The sequence below is a fragment of the Arthrobacter globiformis genome, assembly GCF_030817195.1.
GTDB classification, from domain to species: domain Bacteria; phylum Actinomycetota; class Actinomycetes; order Actinomycetales; family Micrococcaceae; genus Arthrobacter; species Arthrobacter globiformis_D.
In genome coordinates this window covers 4,653,731-4,668,799 of record NZ_JAUSYZ010000001.1, presented here as the reverse complement: position 1 = coordinate 4,668,799, position 15,069 = coordinate 4,653,731, and the positions used below count along the sequence as shown (strand labels likewise).

Below are 15,069 nucleotides of genomic sequence, written 5' to 3'. Positions count from 1 at the left end.
GTGGGCGCGGATTGCCCCGCCGTCCCCAATGCTCCGGAGAGCGGGAAACGGCGGGGCAGGCTGCGATGTGATCAATGGATGCCTAGAGGGCCGTGACCTTCAGCACCAGTGCGTGCTCCGGGTTGAGGCTGGGCATCGGGAGTCCCACCTCGGCCAGGAAGCGGCCGCTGGCCTCCGCCCCGGAAGCCAGCCACGCCGGCGGCTGGATCTGGGTAAATGTGTGGCCATAGTCGGCGTCCACCGGGGCCGGGAAGATGGCCTCTACCCGGTAGCGGCATGCTGCCTCGAGCCCGGGCAGGGCGACCCGTCCCAGCTGCTCGGCGAACGAAGTGCGCGTGCTCACCAGGGCGAACAGCGCCGCCGTCGTGCCGGGGTCCACGGCAGCACCCGCAACGGAGCCAGCATTGCCCGCCACAACACCGTGCAGCATCAGCGAATCGTCGGGAACGTCGGCGCGGACCATCCGGCCGCTGTGGATCAGTCCGCGATGCTCCTTGTAGAGCGCGATGAACCGCTTGAGTTCCTCGCGCTGCTCACCCTGGACCTCCCGCACATCCCACTCCATGCCGAAGTGGCCGAACAGCGCCGTGATGGCACGGAAGGACAGGTCGTGGGTGCGGGCGGTGGTGTGCGACGTGGTGGGGCCGATGTGCCCGCCCACCAGTTCGGGCGGAACCACGACGCCGGTCCACCGCTGGATGGTCTGCCGTTCCAAGGCATCGTTGCAGTCTGAACCCCAGATACGGTCTGTGCGCTCCAGAATGCCCAGGTCCACGCGCGCCCCGCCGGAGGAGCAGCTCTCAATCTCGACGCCGGGATGGGCCTTGCGCAGTTCGTCGAACAGGCGGTAGGCGGCCAGGGTCTGCTCGTGGACGGAGGCGCGTCCGGCGTGCCCGTGCTCGGTGAGGTCCCGGTTCTGGTCCCACTTCAGGTAGCTGATGTTGTTTTCGCGCAGGAGGGCGTCGATCCGGTCAAAGATGTACTGCCACGCCTCCGGGTTCACCAGGTCGATGATGTGCTGGTTCCGCCAGGCGAGCGGCAGGCGGCCGCCGTCCTTGTGGGAGGCGGCGGCCGGTCCCACGATCCAGTCCGGGTGCGCGCGTGCCGTGTCCGAGTTGAGGTTGATCATCTCGGGTTCCACCCACAGGCCGAACTCCATGCCCCGGGACGTGACGGCGTCGATGAGCGGTGTCAGTCCTTCCGGCCAGAGCGTCTCGTCCACGAACCAGTCGCCCAGGCCGGCGGTGTCGTCGCGGCGGCCGCGGAACCAGCCGTCGTCCAGGACGAAGCGCTCCACGCCGAGGTCGGCGGCCGAGTCCGCGAGCTCGATCAGGGTGTCCAGGTTGTGGTCGAAGTAAACGGCCTCCCAAGTGTTGAGCACCACAGGGCGGGCCTTTCCGCCGCCCACTGCCGGAAGCACATGGTGCGGGCGGGAACGGAACCAGCTGTAGAACGCCTCGCTGATCCCGTCCAGGCCGCGGTCGGAGTAGGCAGCGAAGAGTGCCGGTGTGGTGTAGCTTCCGCCCGGTTGGAGGATCACTTCGGCAGGTCCCAGCAGCTCCGAGCCGCCGATCATGGTGCGGCCGTCGCCGATGGTGTCGGCGAAGTGTTCATGGTTGCCGCTCCAGGCCAGGTGGGTGGCCCAGACCTTTCCGTGGCGGTTGCCGAAGCCGGCGGTGCCGGCGGCGAAGAGCAGCGAGGAATCGTGGCCGGTGCGGCCATGCCGCCCTGTGCGCACCCAGGTGCCCTGCTGGATGGGCCGGCGCTGGGGGTGCCGTTCCCGGCACCAGCGCCCGGCCAGGTCGAGAAGTTCGACGGCGTCCGGGGCCACCGGGAGGACGGCGGCCAGCTCGTCGAGCTGGAACGGCGTGGTTCCGGTGTTCGTGACGGTGTGGCGCAGTTCCAGCAGGCCGCCGTCGTGGAGGGCGAGCGTGGATTCCACGGTGATGCCGGCGTCGGCATCCTGCTGGACGACGGCGGCGGAGTTGCCGTTGGTTACGGCGTGCACGGCACGCAGGCGAACGGAGAAGTCCAGGCCGGAGACGCCGTCGGCAATCCGGTGGCCGCGCAGGGCCGGCCGGCCCCGCCAGCTGGAGGACGCCTGCGGGAGCAGCCCCGCCGGGACGGCGGCGTCGATGGCGGAGTTGGGAATGGCCTCCGTGAGGATGGACAGGTCAGGGAGGTCGCGGCCAAGATCGGCACCCCAGTGGATGACCTCGGCCTCCCCGCTGTTGAAGCTGATCACCAGGCTGGTGCCGGCGGAACGGAGGTGCAGGGGATCCATAGGTAGTTCTCTTTCATAATGAGCAGACAGGTATAAGGGGTGCTGCGGGGCCGGGCGTGGTGTGCGCGGTTCCGGCCCGCAGGCGTGGTGCTGTGTGGATGCCTGGACTCTAATTTTCGCCCAGTTGACTTCCCTACTTGAAGAGCGAATTGACCTGTTCATTGGCCTGGGTCAGGGAGCTGGCAGGTGCCTTGCCGGATACGACGGCGTCCATGGCCGGCTCCATGATGCCCTTGACCTTTGCAGTGTTGTCGGTGATGGGGTACAGGAACGTGGTCTTGTCCTTGACCTGCTCGGTGAACGCTGAAACGTCCACGTTCTTGGCCTTGAACGCGGCGGCGGCCTTGTCAGAAGAGGCCTTCAGCGCCGGGAACACCACAGCCTTGGAGGCCACGACATCCTGGCAGGAGGCCGAGGCGAGGTACTCGACCCACTTCACCGACGCAGCGGGGTTCTTGGTTCCGGCCCAGATGGAGTCGGCCAGGCCGTTGAACATGCTGGCGCGCTTGCCTTCCGGTCCTGCAGGTGTGGGGGCTATGCCCACCTTGACGTTCTTGTAGCCCGTGTACTGGCCGACCATCCATGACCCGTGAGCGTTGATGGCGGACTTTCCGGCTGCAAACGTATCGGCCATGCTCGCGCCGACGGTGGTCTCGAGCTTGGGCATGTAGCCCTTCTTGACCAACCCGGCAAACCAGTCAATGGAGGCCTGGAACTTGGGGTCATCGTAGTTGTAGTGCGTACCCCACGGGTTCTTGTCCGTGTGGGACCAGCCGGTGGTGTTAGTGAAGTAGCTCCACTCCGTCTGGCCTGAGGAGTCGCCGCCGCCGTTGAGCCCCAGGCCGTAGACCGCAACGTTGTTCTTGTCGAAACCGGCCTCGTCCCCGCGCTTGCCGTTCTTGTCAACGGTCAGATGGGCGATGACTTTTTCGTAGCTGCCGCCGTCCTGCGGGTTCCAGGTTAGGTTCTTCATCTCGTCCTCGGAAATGCCGGCGTCGGCGAGCATCGTCTTGTTGTAGAACAGTGCGATGGTGTCCCAGTCCTTGGGCAGTCCGTAGCGCTTGCCGTCCTGGCCCACCCAGAGGTCGGCGAGGCCCTCGTTGTAGGCAGCCAGGTCCACGTTGTCCTTTTCAACCGCCTCGTCAATGGCCAGGAGCTGCTTGTTTTCGGCGAGTTCTCCATAGCGTCCCAGGTGGTTGGTGAAGACGTCTGGTGCTGTGCCGCCCACAAATCCGTTGGTGAGTGTGCTCCAGTAGTCATCCCACCCGCGCTGGGTGATCTTGACCTTGATGTCCGGGTTGGCCTTGGTGAAATCATCCGCGCACTGCTGGTAGGCCGGGAGCTGGTTGGCGTCCCAGAGCCAGTAGTTGATTCCGCCCTTGGCCTCGGCGGACGTGGCGGAGGAACCGCCCCCGCAGGCGGAGAGGGACATGGCGATGGCTGCGGCGGCAGCGACGGCGCCGATGGTTTTCTTCATGATGGACCTTTCGCAAAAGGGCAGGTGTTGCCCGCGTGGAGTGGGTGTGAAGGGGAAAGAGGTTCGGTGTGCGGTTTATTTGATGCCGGAGAAGCCGATGGAGTTCACAATCTTCTTGCCGAAAGCCGCAAAGAGGGCCAGGACCGGTAGGGCGGAAATCAGTGTGGCGGCCATGAGGCCGGACCAGTCGGGTGCTCCCTGCGGGGACTGCGACTTGAAGACCCCGAGTCCTACCTGCAGGACGCGTACTTCGTCCTGCGAGCCGACCAGCAGCGGCCAGAAGTACTCGTTCCACTGGCCGATGAAGGTCAGGAGGGCCAGCGTGGCCAGCGGCGCGGCAGCGTTGGGCAGCACGATCTGGAAGAAGATGCGCAGGTGCTTGGCGCCGTCGAGCATGGCCGCCTCTTCGACTTCGCGCGACATGTTCAGGAAGAACTGGCGAAGGAAGAAGATCGCGAAGGGGGTCATGAAGACGTACGGCAGGACCATGCCGAGCATCGTGTTGAGCAGGTCCAGGTTCTTGATCAGCAGGAAGTTGGGCAGGGCGGTGAAGATAGGCGGGACCAGCATGGTCCCCAGGAACAGGCTGAATACGGCGTTCCGGCCCTTCCAACGCAACCGGGCAAATGCGTACGCAGCCATGGCGCTGAAGAAGACGGCACCTGCGGTGGTGATTGAAGAGAAGATGATCGAGTTGCGCAGGTACAGCCAGAAGTTGATGGCGGCACCGGAACCGCCTTCGGCGACAGCTTCGGCCGGGCTCTGCAAGCCGAGCACGCGCTTGAAGGCGCCAAAGGTGAAGTCCGCCGGCAGCAGGCTGGCCGACTGGGAAGCCAGCGCCCCGTTGGTGGACAGGGCGGTGCGCAGGACCCAGAGGAACGGGAACACGGAGACGGCGATGGCCAGGGCGAGGAGGACCCAGGCCACAACGCGGCGAACGTTGACTGGGCGACGGCGGCGGGCGGTGGCCGGCAGCGGTGCGCGGCTGGTTGGAGTGTTCATGCTGGGTTCCTTAGTCCAGGTCCGACTCATTGCCCTTGAGGAACTTCATTTGAATGAAGGCCACGAGAGCGAGGATGAGGAAGAGGATGACGGCGATGGCGGATCCGTAGCCGAAGTCCGACTCGGTGAAGGCCCGCTGGTAGATGTAGTACTGAATGACGCGGGTGGCGTTAACCGGCCCGCCCTGCGTGGTCACGGCTACGGTGTCGAAAACCTGGAAGGACCCGATCACGGTCACGACGAGGACCAGGACCATGACGGGGCGCAGCAGCGGCAGGGTGATCTTGCGGAAGATCTGGAACGGTGAGGCGCCATCCAGGTTCGCCACTTCATAGAGATGGTGCGGGATGGCCTGGAGACCGGCGAAGATCAGAAGCGCCGTGTAGCCCATATGGCGCCAGGTGTTGATCAGGGCCTGGGTGGGGATGGCCCACTCCTCGCTTCCGAAAAATGCGATACGGGACAGCCCGCTCCATTCGATGAACTGGTTCACGACGCCGATCTGGTAATCCAGCATCCAGAACCACAGCAGTGCCGCGATGACATTGGACATCAGGTACGGCAAGAGCAGGGCGCCGCGGACGAGGGTGGATTTGGCAACCTTGTGCATCAGCAGGGCCAGTCCAAGCGCCAGGGCTGTTTGGAGGGCGATGTTGATGAGGACGTACTGGCCTGTGACGGCCAGGGAATTCCAAAACAGCGGATCCTTGGCGATTGCCGCGTAGTTGTCGAATCCGACCCATTCGGGGTCTCCGAGGATGTTGTACTCCGTGAAGCTGAGGTAGACGCCGCGCACAGTGGGGATCACGTAGAAAACAATGAACCCGATCATCGCCGGAAGGATGAACAGCAGCGCGATCCTGAGGTCGCCCAGCCCAGCGGGCCGGCGTCGCTTAGGGGAGCGTTGCGGCTGCTTGTTCCCGGCTGGGGCGCTGGTTTTAGTAAGGGTGGTCATCGTCGACCCTTCCTGGGTGTGTGATGGAACTAACAATCGCCAACGAATCTACACGAGTAGATATGGGACTGCAAGGATAATTTCGGAGCCACTAAGGACGCAGGCTTCTCCAACGTTGCAAGCGTTGACTCGAGTAGATTGAGCTGAAAGACTGTGGCGCAAACATGTATGCGGTCCGGAGAGCGGTGCCGCCTGGGCCTAGGAAGGCAGGAACAATGGCGTTTTCGATCGGAGTAGTGGGCGTGGGGCAGTTCGGTGGCCAGTTCGCGCACCTCTTCAACCTCCACCCCGGAGTCAGCGAGGTCTTCGCTGTGGACGAGCTTGCGGAACGTGCGGCCGGGGCGGTTGAGCAATATGGTCTGGCAGGTTCCATAGGCACGTTCGATGAGCTGTTGGCGTCCGACGTCCACGCCGTCGCCATCTTCACGCAGCGGTGGACCCACGGACCGCTGGTGGAGCGGGCGCTCCGGGCCGGAAAGCATGTCTACTCGGCGGTGCCCATGGCCGTGACCGAGGACGAGATCGCGAAGATCATCGACGCCGTCCGCGAGACCCGCAACGTCTACATGATGGGCGAAACCAGCTACTACAACCCGGCCACCGTCTATGCCCGCGAGCAGCACGCGGCCGGCCGGTTCGGGAGGGTGTTCTACGCGGAGGGCGATTACGTCCACGACATGGACCTGGGCTTCTACGACGCCTACCAGTACAGCGGTGGGGAGCGCTGGAAGGAAACCGCCAGCTACCCGCCCATGCTGTACCCGACCCACGCGATTGGCGGTGTCCTCGGTGCCCTGCCGGCCCACGCCGTGAGCGTCAGCTGCGTCGGTGTGAAGGACGACCGCGGGGACGGGGTGTTCGACAAGGACATCAGCATGTTTGGGAACGACTTCTCCAACGCCGCGGCACTCTTCGAGCTGAACGACGGCGGTGCCATGCGGACCAACGAGATGCGCCGGGTGGGCTACCCCTCGCATATCCGTGAGTCCCGGTTCCGGTTCTTCGGCACCGAGGCAAGCTTTGAGCAGCTGGCCAAGGTGACGGTGTGGCAGGACAAGACCAACGTCCATGACATCTCAGAGCAGATGGAGTCACGGCCCAGCGTGCCCCTGGACGATCCGTCGCTCGCCAATGTGGCGCCGGAACTCCGGGACGCCTTCGTGTCCGGTCTGGCGCCGGTGCATGACAGCGACAGGCTGCCCGAGGAGTTCCGCGGCGCGCCCAATGGCCACGAAGGCAGCCACCAGTTCCTCGTGGACGACTTTGTCACGGCCGTGAACACGGGGTCGCTGCCGCCGGTCAACGCATGGACGGCCGCGCGGTTCACCCTGCCCGGCATTGTGGCCCATGAATCCGCCCGGCGGAACGGCGAACGCCTCCCCATCCGCGACTTCGGCGACGCTCCGGCCACGCTTAGAGACGTGCTGTAGCTAGCATGGACACTATGACCATTCCGGCAGCGCCCGCCCCGCGGACCCAGGTGACCCGCAAGGATGTTGCCCGGTACGCCGGGGTGAGCACCGCCGTCGTCAGCTACGTGGTGAACGGCGGGCCGAAGAAGGTGGCGCCCGCCACCGAAGCGAAGGTCCAGGAAGCCATCCGGCAGCTGGGCTACCGCCCCAACGCGGCTGCGCGGGCCCTGAAGCTGGGGTCCAGCGAAACGATCGGTTTGGTCATTCCGGACAACAGCAACCCGTTCTTCTCAATGCTGGCCCACGCCGTGGAGGACGCGGCGGGAGCACTCGGGTACGCCCTGGTGCTGACGAACTCGGACGGCAACCTGGCCAAGGAACGCCGGAACATCCGGAACCTGGCCGCCCGGCAGGTGGACGGCGTGGTGCTGGCCAGCGTCCTGTTCGAACCGGAACTGGATGACCTGGAGGCCGCGGAGATCCCGTCCGTGCTCCTGAGCCACAGCGGCAGCTCGGCCGGGGTCACCACCGTGGGTGTGGACCTGGCGAATGGTGCGCGCACCGCCGTCGAGCATTTGATCGGCCATGGCCACACCAACATCGGCCTGGCCATGGGTACCACCACCGGCAACGAAGCGGACGCCCGCGAAGAGGGCTGGGTGCAGGCGCTCAGGGACGCCGGGCTGCCGGAAGGCCCCATTGCCCGCAGCGCCTTCACCCGGGTTGGCGGCTACGCTGCAGGGAAGCGGTTCCTGGCGTCCGGGCACCGGCCCACCGCCATCTTCGCCAGCTCCGACATGCAGGCCATCGGCATCCTCCGCGCGCTCCACGAGGCCGGCCTGTCCGTCCCGGAGGACATAGCGCTGGTCTCGTTCGACGGTTCGGAGGACGCGGAATACTCCTGGCCGACGCTGACCACCGTGGAACAGCCCGTGCGGGACATGGCGGAGGCAGCCGTCCGGGCGCTCGTCGGGGCGGACCGCGGCGAGCCCGCACAGCACCGCGTCTTCCCGACGAAACTCCTGGTCAGGCAGTCCTGCGGCTGCCCGTGAGGCCGCGCCACGGACTAAGCCATCCGGAGTTCTAAACGAGCCTCAGCCGGCCCACCCGGTCGCGGAGGATCCGCTGGGCGTCGGGGGACAGCCCGGAATCGCAGATCACCTCGTCGGCTTCCTCAAGTTTGGCGATGGTGCTGATTCCCTGGATGCCCCACTTGGTATGGTCCGCCAGGACCACCACCTTGCGGGAGGCGGCGATGAATGCCCGGTTGGTTTCGGCCTCCAGGAGGTTGGGCGTGGTGTAGCCGGCGTCCGCATCCATGCCGTGCACGCCGAGGAATAGCAGGTCCAGGTGCAGTTGGCGGAGCGCCGCGGTCGCGATGGGGCCCACCAGGGCGTCCGACGGCGTGCGCTCGCCGCCGATGAGGATCACCGTTGAGGCGTGGCGCCCGGACCCCGACGCCGAGGCATGGTGGAAGAGGTCGGCGATCTTCACTGAGTTGGTCACCGCGGTGATCCGGGGGCCGTTGGCGAGTTCCTTGGCCAGCGCCCAGGTGGTGGTGCCCGCGCTCAGGGCAACCGCCATGCCCTCGTGGACCAGGCCGGCGGCTTCCAGGGCGATGGCGCGTTTCTGCGTGGTCAGCTGGGTGGACTTCAGCTCGAATCCGGGCTCGTGCGTGCTGGCATCCCCGGGCAGTTTGGCACCGCCATGGATCCGCTCCACCTGGCCGCTTTCCTCCAGCATCTCGATGTCGCGGCGCACCGTCATCAGGGACACTCCCAGCTGCTGCGCGAGATCCGACACACGGACCACCCGTTCGCGCCGGACGGCGTCCACTATGGATTGGTGACGGGCCGCGGGAAGCATCGGGATCCTTTCAGTGGATGAAACCTCGTACTGCCCATCATCGCCTACTCCTTGCAAAAGAGAACAGGAAGGATCGAAAAATAACATTTGCCGGCCGGAGGCGGGACCACCGTAGCGAAAAACGCAGGGCCCGCCCGGTGTTCCGGGCGGGCCCTGCGTGGCGGTGATGTGCCTACTTCTTCAGCGATGCGGCGATCTGCTGCATGACGGTGTTGTCCGCGAGGGTGGTGGCGTCTCCGACGTCGCGGCCTTCAGCGACGTCCTTGAGGAGGCGGCGCATGATCTTGCCGGACCGGGTCTTGGGCAGTTCGGGCACCACGAGGATGGTCTTGGGTTTCGCGATCGGGCCGATTTCCTTGCCGACGTGGTTGCGGAGGTCCTGGACGATCTCGTCCCCGGAGTCCACGGCATCGCCGCGGAGGATGACGAACGCGACGACGGCCTGGCCGGTGGTTTCGTCGGTGGCACCGACGACGGCGGCCTCCGCCACGGCGGGGTGGCTGACCAGGGCAGATTCGATTTCGGTGGTGGAGAGCCGGTGTCCGGAGACGTTCATGACGTCATCCACCCGGCCGAGCAGCCAGATGTCGCCGTCCTCGTCCTTCTTGGCGCCGTCGCCGGCGAAGTACATGGTTTCGAAGCGGGACCAGTAGGTGTCCTTGAACCGTTCCGGGTCACCCCAGATTCCGCGGAGCATGGCCGGCCAGGGTTCGCGGATCACCAGGAAGCCGCCGTGCCCGTCCGGGACCGAGGCGCCGTTCTCGTCCACGACGTCCACGGCGATGCCGGGCAGCGGCACCTGCGCGGAACCGGGCTTGGTGGCGGTCACGCCGGGCAGCGGGGCGATCATCTGGGCGCCGGTTTCGGTCTGCCACCAGGTGTCCACGATCGGGGCTTTGTTCCCGCCGATGACGTCGCGGTACCACATCCAGGCTTCGGGATTGATGGGTTCGCCCACGGAGCCCAGGACCCGGATGGAGGAGAGGTCGTACTTGTCCGGGATGTCCCGGCCCCACTTCATGAAGGTGCGGATCGCGGTGGGGGCGGTGTAGAGGATGGAGACCTTGTACTTTTCCACGATCTCCCACCAGCGGCCCTGGTGCGGGGAGTCCGGGGTGCCTTCGTACATGACCTGGGTGGCGCCGTTGATGAGCGGGGCGTAGGCGACGTACGAGTGACCGGTGACCCATCCGACGTCGGCCGTGCACCAGTACACGTCGGTTTCCGGGTGCAGGTCGAAGACGGCCTTGTGGGTGTAGGCGGTCTGGGTGAGGAAGCCGCCGGTGGTGTGCAGGATGCCCTTGGGCTTTCCGGTGGTGCCGGAGGTGTAGAGGATGAACAGCGGGTGTTCGGAGTCATGCCCGACGGCGGTGTGCTCGGCTGACGCTGCTCCGACGGTGTCCGCCCACCAGTGGTCCCGGCCCTCGTGCCAGTCCACGTCCTGGCCGTTGCGCTTGACCACCACGACGTTCTGCACGGTGTGGCCCTCCTGCTCGAGGGCAGCGTCCACGGCCGGTTTCAGTGCGCTGGGCTTCCCGCGCCGGTAGGTGCCGTCCGCGGTGACCACGAGCTTGGCTTCGGCGTCCTCGATCCGGGACCGCAGGGCGTCCGCGGAGAAACCGCCGAACACGACCGAGTGCACGGCACCGATCCGGGCGCAGGCCAGCAGCGTGATCACGGCCTCGGGGATCATCGGCAGGTACACGGCCACCCGGTCGCCCTTGGCCACGCCGAGGGACTCGAAGGCGTTGGCGGCCTTCTTCACTTCCTCGGTGAGCTCCGCGTAGGTGTAGGAACGCGAATCCCCGGGTTCGCCCTCGAAGTAGATCGCGACGCGGTCGCCGAGGCCGTTCTCCACGTGCCGGTCCAGGGCGTTGTAGGCAGCGTTGACCTCGCCGCCGACGAACCACTTGGCGAACGGAGGGTTGGACCAGTCCAAGGCCTCGGTGAAGTCCTTGTTCCAGGTCAGCAGTTCGCGGGCCTGCTTCGCCCAGAACGCGGGCCGGTCAGCAGCCGCCTCGGCATAGACCTCGGCGCCCACCACGGCGTTGGCGGCGAAGTCCTCGGAAGGGGCAAACTTGCGGTTCTCATGCAGCAGGTTTTCAAGAGCATCGCCCTGCTGGCTGGGGGTGGCAGCGGTGGCCGTCGAGCCGGGGGTGTCCTGGGACATGGTGAACCTCATCATTCATCGATCTTTGCTGAGCGGTGCGCCGGTCCCGACCACTGCCCGGCGCACGGCGTCGGGCAACGGCCCGTCGCGGACAAACCGCAAAGAGCTGTTCCGAAACCAGACTAGCGCCTTAGGCTTCGGCGCGTGGGCCGCGTCACACGAAGGGCCGTGAGCGGCGCCCATTTAGCGGTGAACGGTTCTTTGGAAGAGCTGTGCGGCTTCTGTGAGCGCGGCGCCCCGCGGCCAGTCAGCTAGTGAAGCATCCTCCACTTGGCTAGGCTGAGATGGACTCGTGACAGTGGCCGGAGGCAGCCAGACCGCTTGTGGTCAGGCTCCGGCCGTAGGGCGGAATAACGCAGCGGACGCCAGTCCGGGCGCCGCCACGCTAAGGAGAACAGAATGAATCAGCAAAGCCAGGGCCAGCCGGGCCAGCAGGGCACGGCCCAGCAGGGCACGGGCCAGGCACCGCACGGCGCAGGACCGTCAGGGCGGCCGGAAGCGCACAGTGCTGCGCCGACTTTCATGAAGCAGCAAGGCGTGCGGAATGAGGCCGTTGCTGGACCCTTCACCGTCCGTGACCTCACCGTCTTCGCAGCCACCCTGGTTCTCTTTGTCGCGTCGCTGATTCCGATGTTCGCTGTGCGCTACAACCTGTGGAACCTCGGAAGCCTCTTCTTCCTGGGGCTCGGCGTGGTGCTGCCGCTCATCGTTGCCGCACTGTTTGCCGCCCGCCGGCTCGCCCCTGACACGAAGGTCCGGATCGGATCCCTTTCCGTGGACCAGTTCGGTTCGGTGGTTGCCTCGTTTGCGGTCGGCTTCTTCTTCCTCTCCGTCGCCGGAGCGTACACGCCCAGCCTGCTGGTGGCGCTGATCGGTTCCCTTGTGCTGCTGGCCGCCACGGTGCTGGCCCGTTATATTCCGTTCTTCGCCGGGGATTTCCTGGACCGCGCCGAGGTGCCGGCCCACATCATGGCGCGCGACTCGGCAGTTCCCGTGCGCAAACCCAAGGCACCCAAGGAACCGAAGCCTGCCGCCGCCGCGCCAGGTGCTGCTTCCACGCGTGCTACCGCTTCCCATGGTGCGACGGCCGTTGGCCAGCCGGGTGGCGGCGCAACCCAGACCGGCACCTCCGGTGCCTCAGGTGCCGGAACCTTTGGTGCCGCGGGTGCCGGTGCTGCTGCAGCTGGCGCCGGTGCAGCGCCGGCGACCGGAGGATGGCCTGCCGCCAACGCGGCCAGCAGCGCCGCCGCCTCGCCGGAAACGGGACAGGCCGCCGTCGTGCCGTCCCCGCAGCCCGGTGGTGCCGCCGCGCAGACGGGCACGCTGCCGTCCACCAAGGCCGCCGACGCCGGCGCGCAGCCAGCCACCTCGGGGGCCAAGCAGACCCAGGTGGACGAAGCCGCAGCCGCCCCGGAGGCTGGCGCAGGAGCAGCCGGTGCAAAAGCTCCGGCAGCTGAAGCTCCCGCCGTCGGAGTTCCCGCAGCCGAAGCTCCCGCCCTCGGAGTTCCAGAAACCGGAGCGGCCGGGGAGGCGCCCGCAGCGGAAGCTCCCGTCGCCGAAGACAAGTCCAACGCTGCTGCACGTCAAGCCGCGGAAGAGGCAGCCCGGGCGGCCTCGGCCACGCCTGCTACCGCGGTTCACCCGAGGGTGGACATGCCCGAGCAGACGAGGTCGCAGGAACCGATCGGTGCCACCGTTGACCCGGCGAGCCGGCCGGAGGAGTCCGAGCAGGAGCAGGTCCACGAGGCCTTCTGGTTTGCCGTGGCACAGCACCGCACGGCCGTTGATGAGCGCACGGGCGCACCGCTGTTCGGGATCGAGCCCGGCGGCTGGGTCCTGGCGCTCGAAGACCGCGGCGATGAATTCCTGGTCCAGCACACGGACGGCCGGGTGGGCGTCCTGCGCGACCTCAGCAACATCGAGCGCGGCTAGCCGGCCGCCGTGGCCGATTCCGCTTCCCGCCGGCGCGGCACGCCGGTCGGCGTCCCTGCGGCCCCTGCTCCCGGGGAGGTTCCCGCCGCTAGTGGGCCGGCAGAGGTTTCCGCGGAGGTTCCCGCGAACATTGGCGGGGACGCCGTCCCCGCCAATGTTCCCGCAGGTGCCATCCCCGCCGAAAGCGGTCCGGCGGCTAGTCCGCCGGCCCGCTCCGGCGAGTCAGCCCTGGCGCTGAAGCGCCGGGCGCGCAGGATCAACCGTGCCCTCGCCGAGCAGTACCCGTATGCCCACGCCGAGCTCGACTTCCGGAATCCTTTTGAGCTCCTCGTGGCCACGGTGCTCTCCGCGCAGACCACGGACGTGACGGTCAACCTGATCACTCCGCTGCTCTTCTCCCGCTACCCGGACGCCCGTGCCATGGCGGAAGCCGACACGGCGGAGCTTGAAGCCATCATCAAGCCGACGGGGTTTTTCCGCGCCAAGACGCGGAACCTCCTCGCGCTGGCGAACCGGGTGGTGGACGAGTTCGACGGCGTGGTGCCCGGCCGGCTGGAAGACCTGGTGACGCTTCCCGGCGTCGGACGGAAAACCGCGAACGTGGTGCTGGGCAATGCGTTCGGCGTTCCGGGCATTACGGTGGACACGCACTTCGGGCGACTGGCGCGGCGCTTCGGCTGGACGGAGTCGGACGACCCCGTCCGGATCGAGTCCGACGTGGCGGAGCTGTTTGAGCCCAGGGACTGGACCATGCTGTCCCACCGGGTGGTCTTTCACGGCAGGCGGGTGTGCCATGCCCGCAAGCCGGCCTGCGGGGCCTGCGCCGTGGCCACCTGGTGCCCCAGCTTTGGCTCGGGCGAGACGAACCCCGCCAAGGCCGCGAAACTGCTGAAGTACGAACTGGCGCCTGGAAACGAGGAGCTCCTGGCGAAGCTGCTGGCCGAGACCCACCGCGCCGCCGAGATCCGGATGGAATCGCAGCGGAGGACTCAATGACAGCGCGCCAGGACCTGGTGGACCTCGTCGATTCAATCAGGGCGGGAACCGGTCCTGCCCGGAATCCTTACTGGCGCACGCTCAGCGTTGACGAGTCCGTGGCCCGCAAGGCGGCCGTTCTGATCCTCTTCGGAGCCCTGGACGATGTGCCCGCAGCCTCCGGCAAGCCGCTCGTTGCTGCCGACCTGGATGTCCTGCTCCTGGAACGGGCCCACACCCTCGATGACCATCCCGGCCAGGTGGCCTTTCCCGGCGGCGGTATCCATGCGGGTGAGACCCCGGTGGAGGCCGCGCTTCGGGAAGCGGAGGAGGAGACCGGCGTGGACCCTTCCGGCGTCGAAGTGCTCGGTGCACTGCCGGAACTGGCCCTACCGCGCGGAAACTTCCTGGTGACCCCTGTCCTGGCCTGGTGGGCTTCGCCGTCGCCGGTCCGGGTGGTGGACTACGGCGAGTCCGCCCAGGTCTTCCGGGTCCCGGTCCGCGACCTGCTGGACCCCGAGAACCGCACCATGGCGGCCGTGACCCGCATGAACCAGACGTTCCAGAGCCCGGCGTTCACCGTGAATAGCCTGGTGGTCTGGGGCTTTACTGGAATGATCCTGAACGAACTGTTCGACCAGCTGGCCTGGGCCGTCCCGTGGGACAGGACCAGGCTTCACCCGCTGGACCTCTGACTAGGCGGAACTGCCGGCTATCCAGCCAGTTTCAGTGCTGCGCTTTCCGCAGGTCCACCACCAGGCCGGTGGCGGCGTTTTCGCGCAACGCGTTGATGCCGGCTACTACTCCCGAAACGCTCTTGAACCGCGGCGATTCAGCCACGATGTTTCCGTCCCCATCCATGAGCCGGAACTTGTAGGACTGATCGCTGTCCTGGTGAACTTCAAACTTGCCCGCCATTGGCGTGGAAACCCCCTGCTGATGCTTCGTCGCACGTGCCGGGCCAACTTATTGCCACTGCCCGGCCACCATCGAGCT

12 protein-coding genes are annotated in these 15,069 nt (G+C 66.6%); 5 read left to right on the top strand and 7 right to left on the bottom strand.

Annotation, left to right across the window (positions count from 1 at the left end):
• Window positions 1-82: 82 nt before the first annotated feature.
• The 4 genes from QF036_RS21370 to QF036_RS21355 form a co-directional block, all read right to left on the bottom strand.
• Window positions 83-2,284 (bottom strand): alpha-galactosidase, encoded by a 2,202-nt coding sequence (locus tag QF036_RS21370; protein WP_307105112.1) that lies wholly within the window; start codon window positions 2,282-2,284, stop codon window positions 83-85.
• A 133-nt stretch (window positions 2,285-2,417) separates the two neighbouring features.
• Window positions 2,418-3,761: an ABC transporter substrate-binding protein gene (locus QF036_RS21365; protein ID WP_307105110.1), complete on the bottom strand. Its 1,344-nt coding sequence runs from the start codon at window positions 3,759-3,761 to the stop codon at window positions 2,418-2,420.
• Between the two features lie 75 nt (window positions 3,762-3,836).
• On the bottom strand, window positions 3,837-4,763 hold the full coding sequence (locus QF036_RS21360; RefSeq protein WP_307105108.1) for a carbohydrate ABC transporter permease: 927 nt from the start codon (window positions 4,761-4,763) through the stop codon (window positions 3,837-3,839).
• A 10-nt stretch (window positions 4,764-4,773) separates the two neighbouring features.
• On the bottom strand, window positions 4,774-5,718 hold the full coding sequence (locus QF036_RS21355; protein WP_307105105.1) for a carbohydrate ABC transporter permease: 945 nt from the start codon (window positions 5,716-5,718) through the stop codon (window positions 4,774-4,776).
• Between the two features lie 215 nt (window positions 5,719-5,933).
• Here QF036_RS21355 and QF036_RS21350 point away from each other — a divergent pair, with 215 nt between their 5' ends.
• A complete protein-coding gene (locus QF036_RS21350) occupies window positions 5,934-7,148 on the top strand; it encodes a Gfo/Idh/MocA family protein (RefSeq protein ID WP_307105103.1) in 1,215 nt (404 codons plus the stop codon).
• Window positions 7,149-7,162: 14 nt separating this feature from the next.
• A complete protein-coding gene (locus QF036_RS21345) occupies window positions 7,163-8,182 on the top strand; it encodes a LacI family DNA-binding transcriptional regulator (RefSeq protein ID WP_373460215.1) in 1,020 nt (339 codons plus the stop codon).
• 31 nt (window positions 8,183-8,213) lie between these two features.
• Here QF036_RS21345 and QF036_RS21340 read toward each other — a convergent pair whose 3' ends face one another.
• Together QF036_RS21340 and acs are read right to left on the bottom strand one after the other, a co-directional pair.
• A complete protein-coding gene (locus QF036_RS21340; protein WP_307105099.1) occupies window positions 8,214-8,996 on the bottom strand; it encodes a DeoR/GlpR family DNA-binding transcription regulator in 783 nt (260 codons plus the stop codon).
• 172 nt (window positions 8,997-9,168) lie between these two features.
• The gene (gene acs / locus QF036_RS21335) at window positions 9,169-11,166 is read right to left on the bottom strand and encodes an acetate--CoA ligase (RefSeq protein ID WP_307106045.1); all 1,998 of its coding nucleotides are present in this window, start codon (window positions 11,164-11,166) and stop codon (window positions 9,169-9,171) included.
• A 399-nt stretch (window positions 11,167-11,565) separates the two neighbouring features.
• Here acs and QF036_RS21330 point away from each other — a divergent pair, with 399 nt between their 5' ends.
• The 3 genes from QF036_RS21330 to QF036_RS21320 all read left to right on the top strand — a co-directional run bounded on the left by QF036_RS21330 (window position 11,566) and on the right by QF036_RS21320 (window position 14,768).
• Complete coding sequence (locus QF036_RS21330) at window positions 11,566-13,098, top strand: hypothetical protein (protein ID WP_307105097.1); 1,533 nt, start codon at window positions 11,566-11,568, stop codon at window positions 13,096-13,098.
• 171 nt (window positions 13,099-13,269) lie between these two features.
• Window positions 13,270-14,094 carry an endonuclease III gene (gene nth / locus QF036_RS21325; protein ID WP_307106043.1) on the top strand — a complete coding sequence of 275 codons (825 nt, stop codon included), beginning with the start codon at window positions 13,270-13,272 and terminating at the stop codon, window positions 14,092-14,094.
• Window positions 14,091-14,768, top strand: a complete 678-nt coding sequence (locus QF036_RS21320) for an NUDIX hydrolase (protein WP_307105095.1) — start codon at window positions 14,091-14,093, stop codon at window positions 14,766-14,768. The genes nth and QF036_RS21320 overlap by 4 nt, the downstream gene beginning before the upstream one ends.
• A gap of 31 nt (window positions 14,769-14,799) precedes the next feature.
• Here the strand turns inward: QF036_RS21320 and QF036_RS21315 are convergent, their stop codons facing one another.
• The gene (locus QF036_RS21315; RefSeq protein WP_307105093.1) at window positions 14,800-14,991 is read right to left on the bottom strand and encodes a YegP family protein; all 192 of its coding nucleotides are present in this window, start codon (window positions 14,989-14,991) and stop codon (window positions 14,800-14,802) included.
• Between the last annotated feature and the right edge of the window lie 78 nt (window positions 14,992-15,069).

Coding starts and splice junctions, on each gene's coding strand:
- QF036_RS21370 (WP_307105112.1), bottom strand. CDS start 2,284: ATGGATCCCCTGCACCTCCGTTCCGCCGGCACCAGCCTGGTGATCAGC.
- QF036_RS21350 (WP_307105103.1), top strand. CDS start 5,934: ATGGCGTTTTCGATCGGAGTAGTGGGCGTGGGGCAGTTCGGTGGCCAG.
- QF036_RS21330 (WP_307105097.1), top strand. CDS start 11,566: ATGAATCAGCAAAGCCAGGGCCAGCCGGGCCAGCAGGGCACGGCCCAG.
- QF036_RS21345 (WP_373460215.1), top strand. CDS start 7,163: ATGACCATTCCGGCAGCGCCCGCCCCGCGGACCCAGGTGACCCGCAAG.
- acs (WP_307106045.1), bottom strand. CDS start 11,166: ATGTCCCAGGACACCCCCGGCTCGACGGCCACCGCTGCCACCCCCAGC.
- QF036_RS21320 (WP_307105095.1), top strand. CDS start 14,091: ATGACAGCGCGCCAGGACCTGGTGGACCTCGTCGATTCAATCAGGGCG.
- QF036_RS21315 (WP_307105093.1), bottom strand. CDS start 14,991: ATGGCGGGCAAGTTTGAAGTTCACCAGGACAGCGATCAGTCCTACAAG.
- QF036_RS21365 (WP_307105110.1), bottom strand. CDS start 3,761: ATGAAGAAAACCATCGGCGCCGTCGCTGCCGCCGCAGCCATCGCCATG.
- QF036_RS21360 (WP_307105108.1), bottom strand. CDS start 4,763: ATGAACACTCCAACCAGCCGCGCACCGCTGCCGGCCACCGCCCGCCGC.
- QF036_RS21355 (WP_307105105.1), bottom strand. CDS start 5,718: ATGACCACCCTTACTAAAACCAGCGCCCCAGCCGGGAACAAGCAGCCG.
- QF036_RS21340 (WP_307105099.1), bottom strand. CDS start 8,996: ATGCTTCCCGCGGCCCGTCACCAATCCATAGTGGACGCCGTCCGGCGC.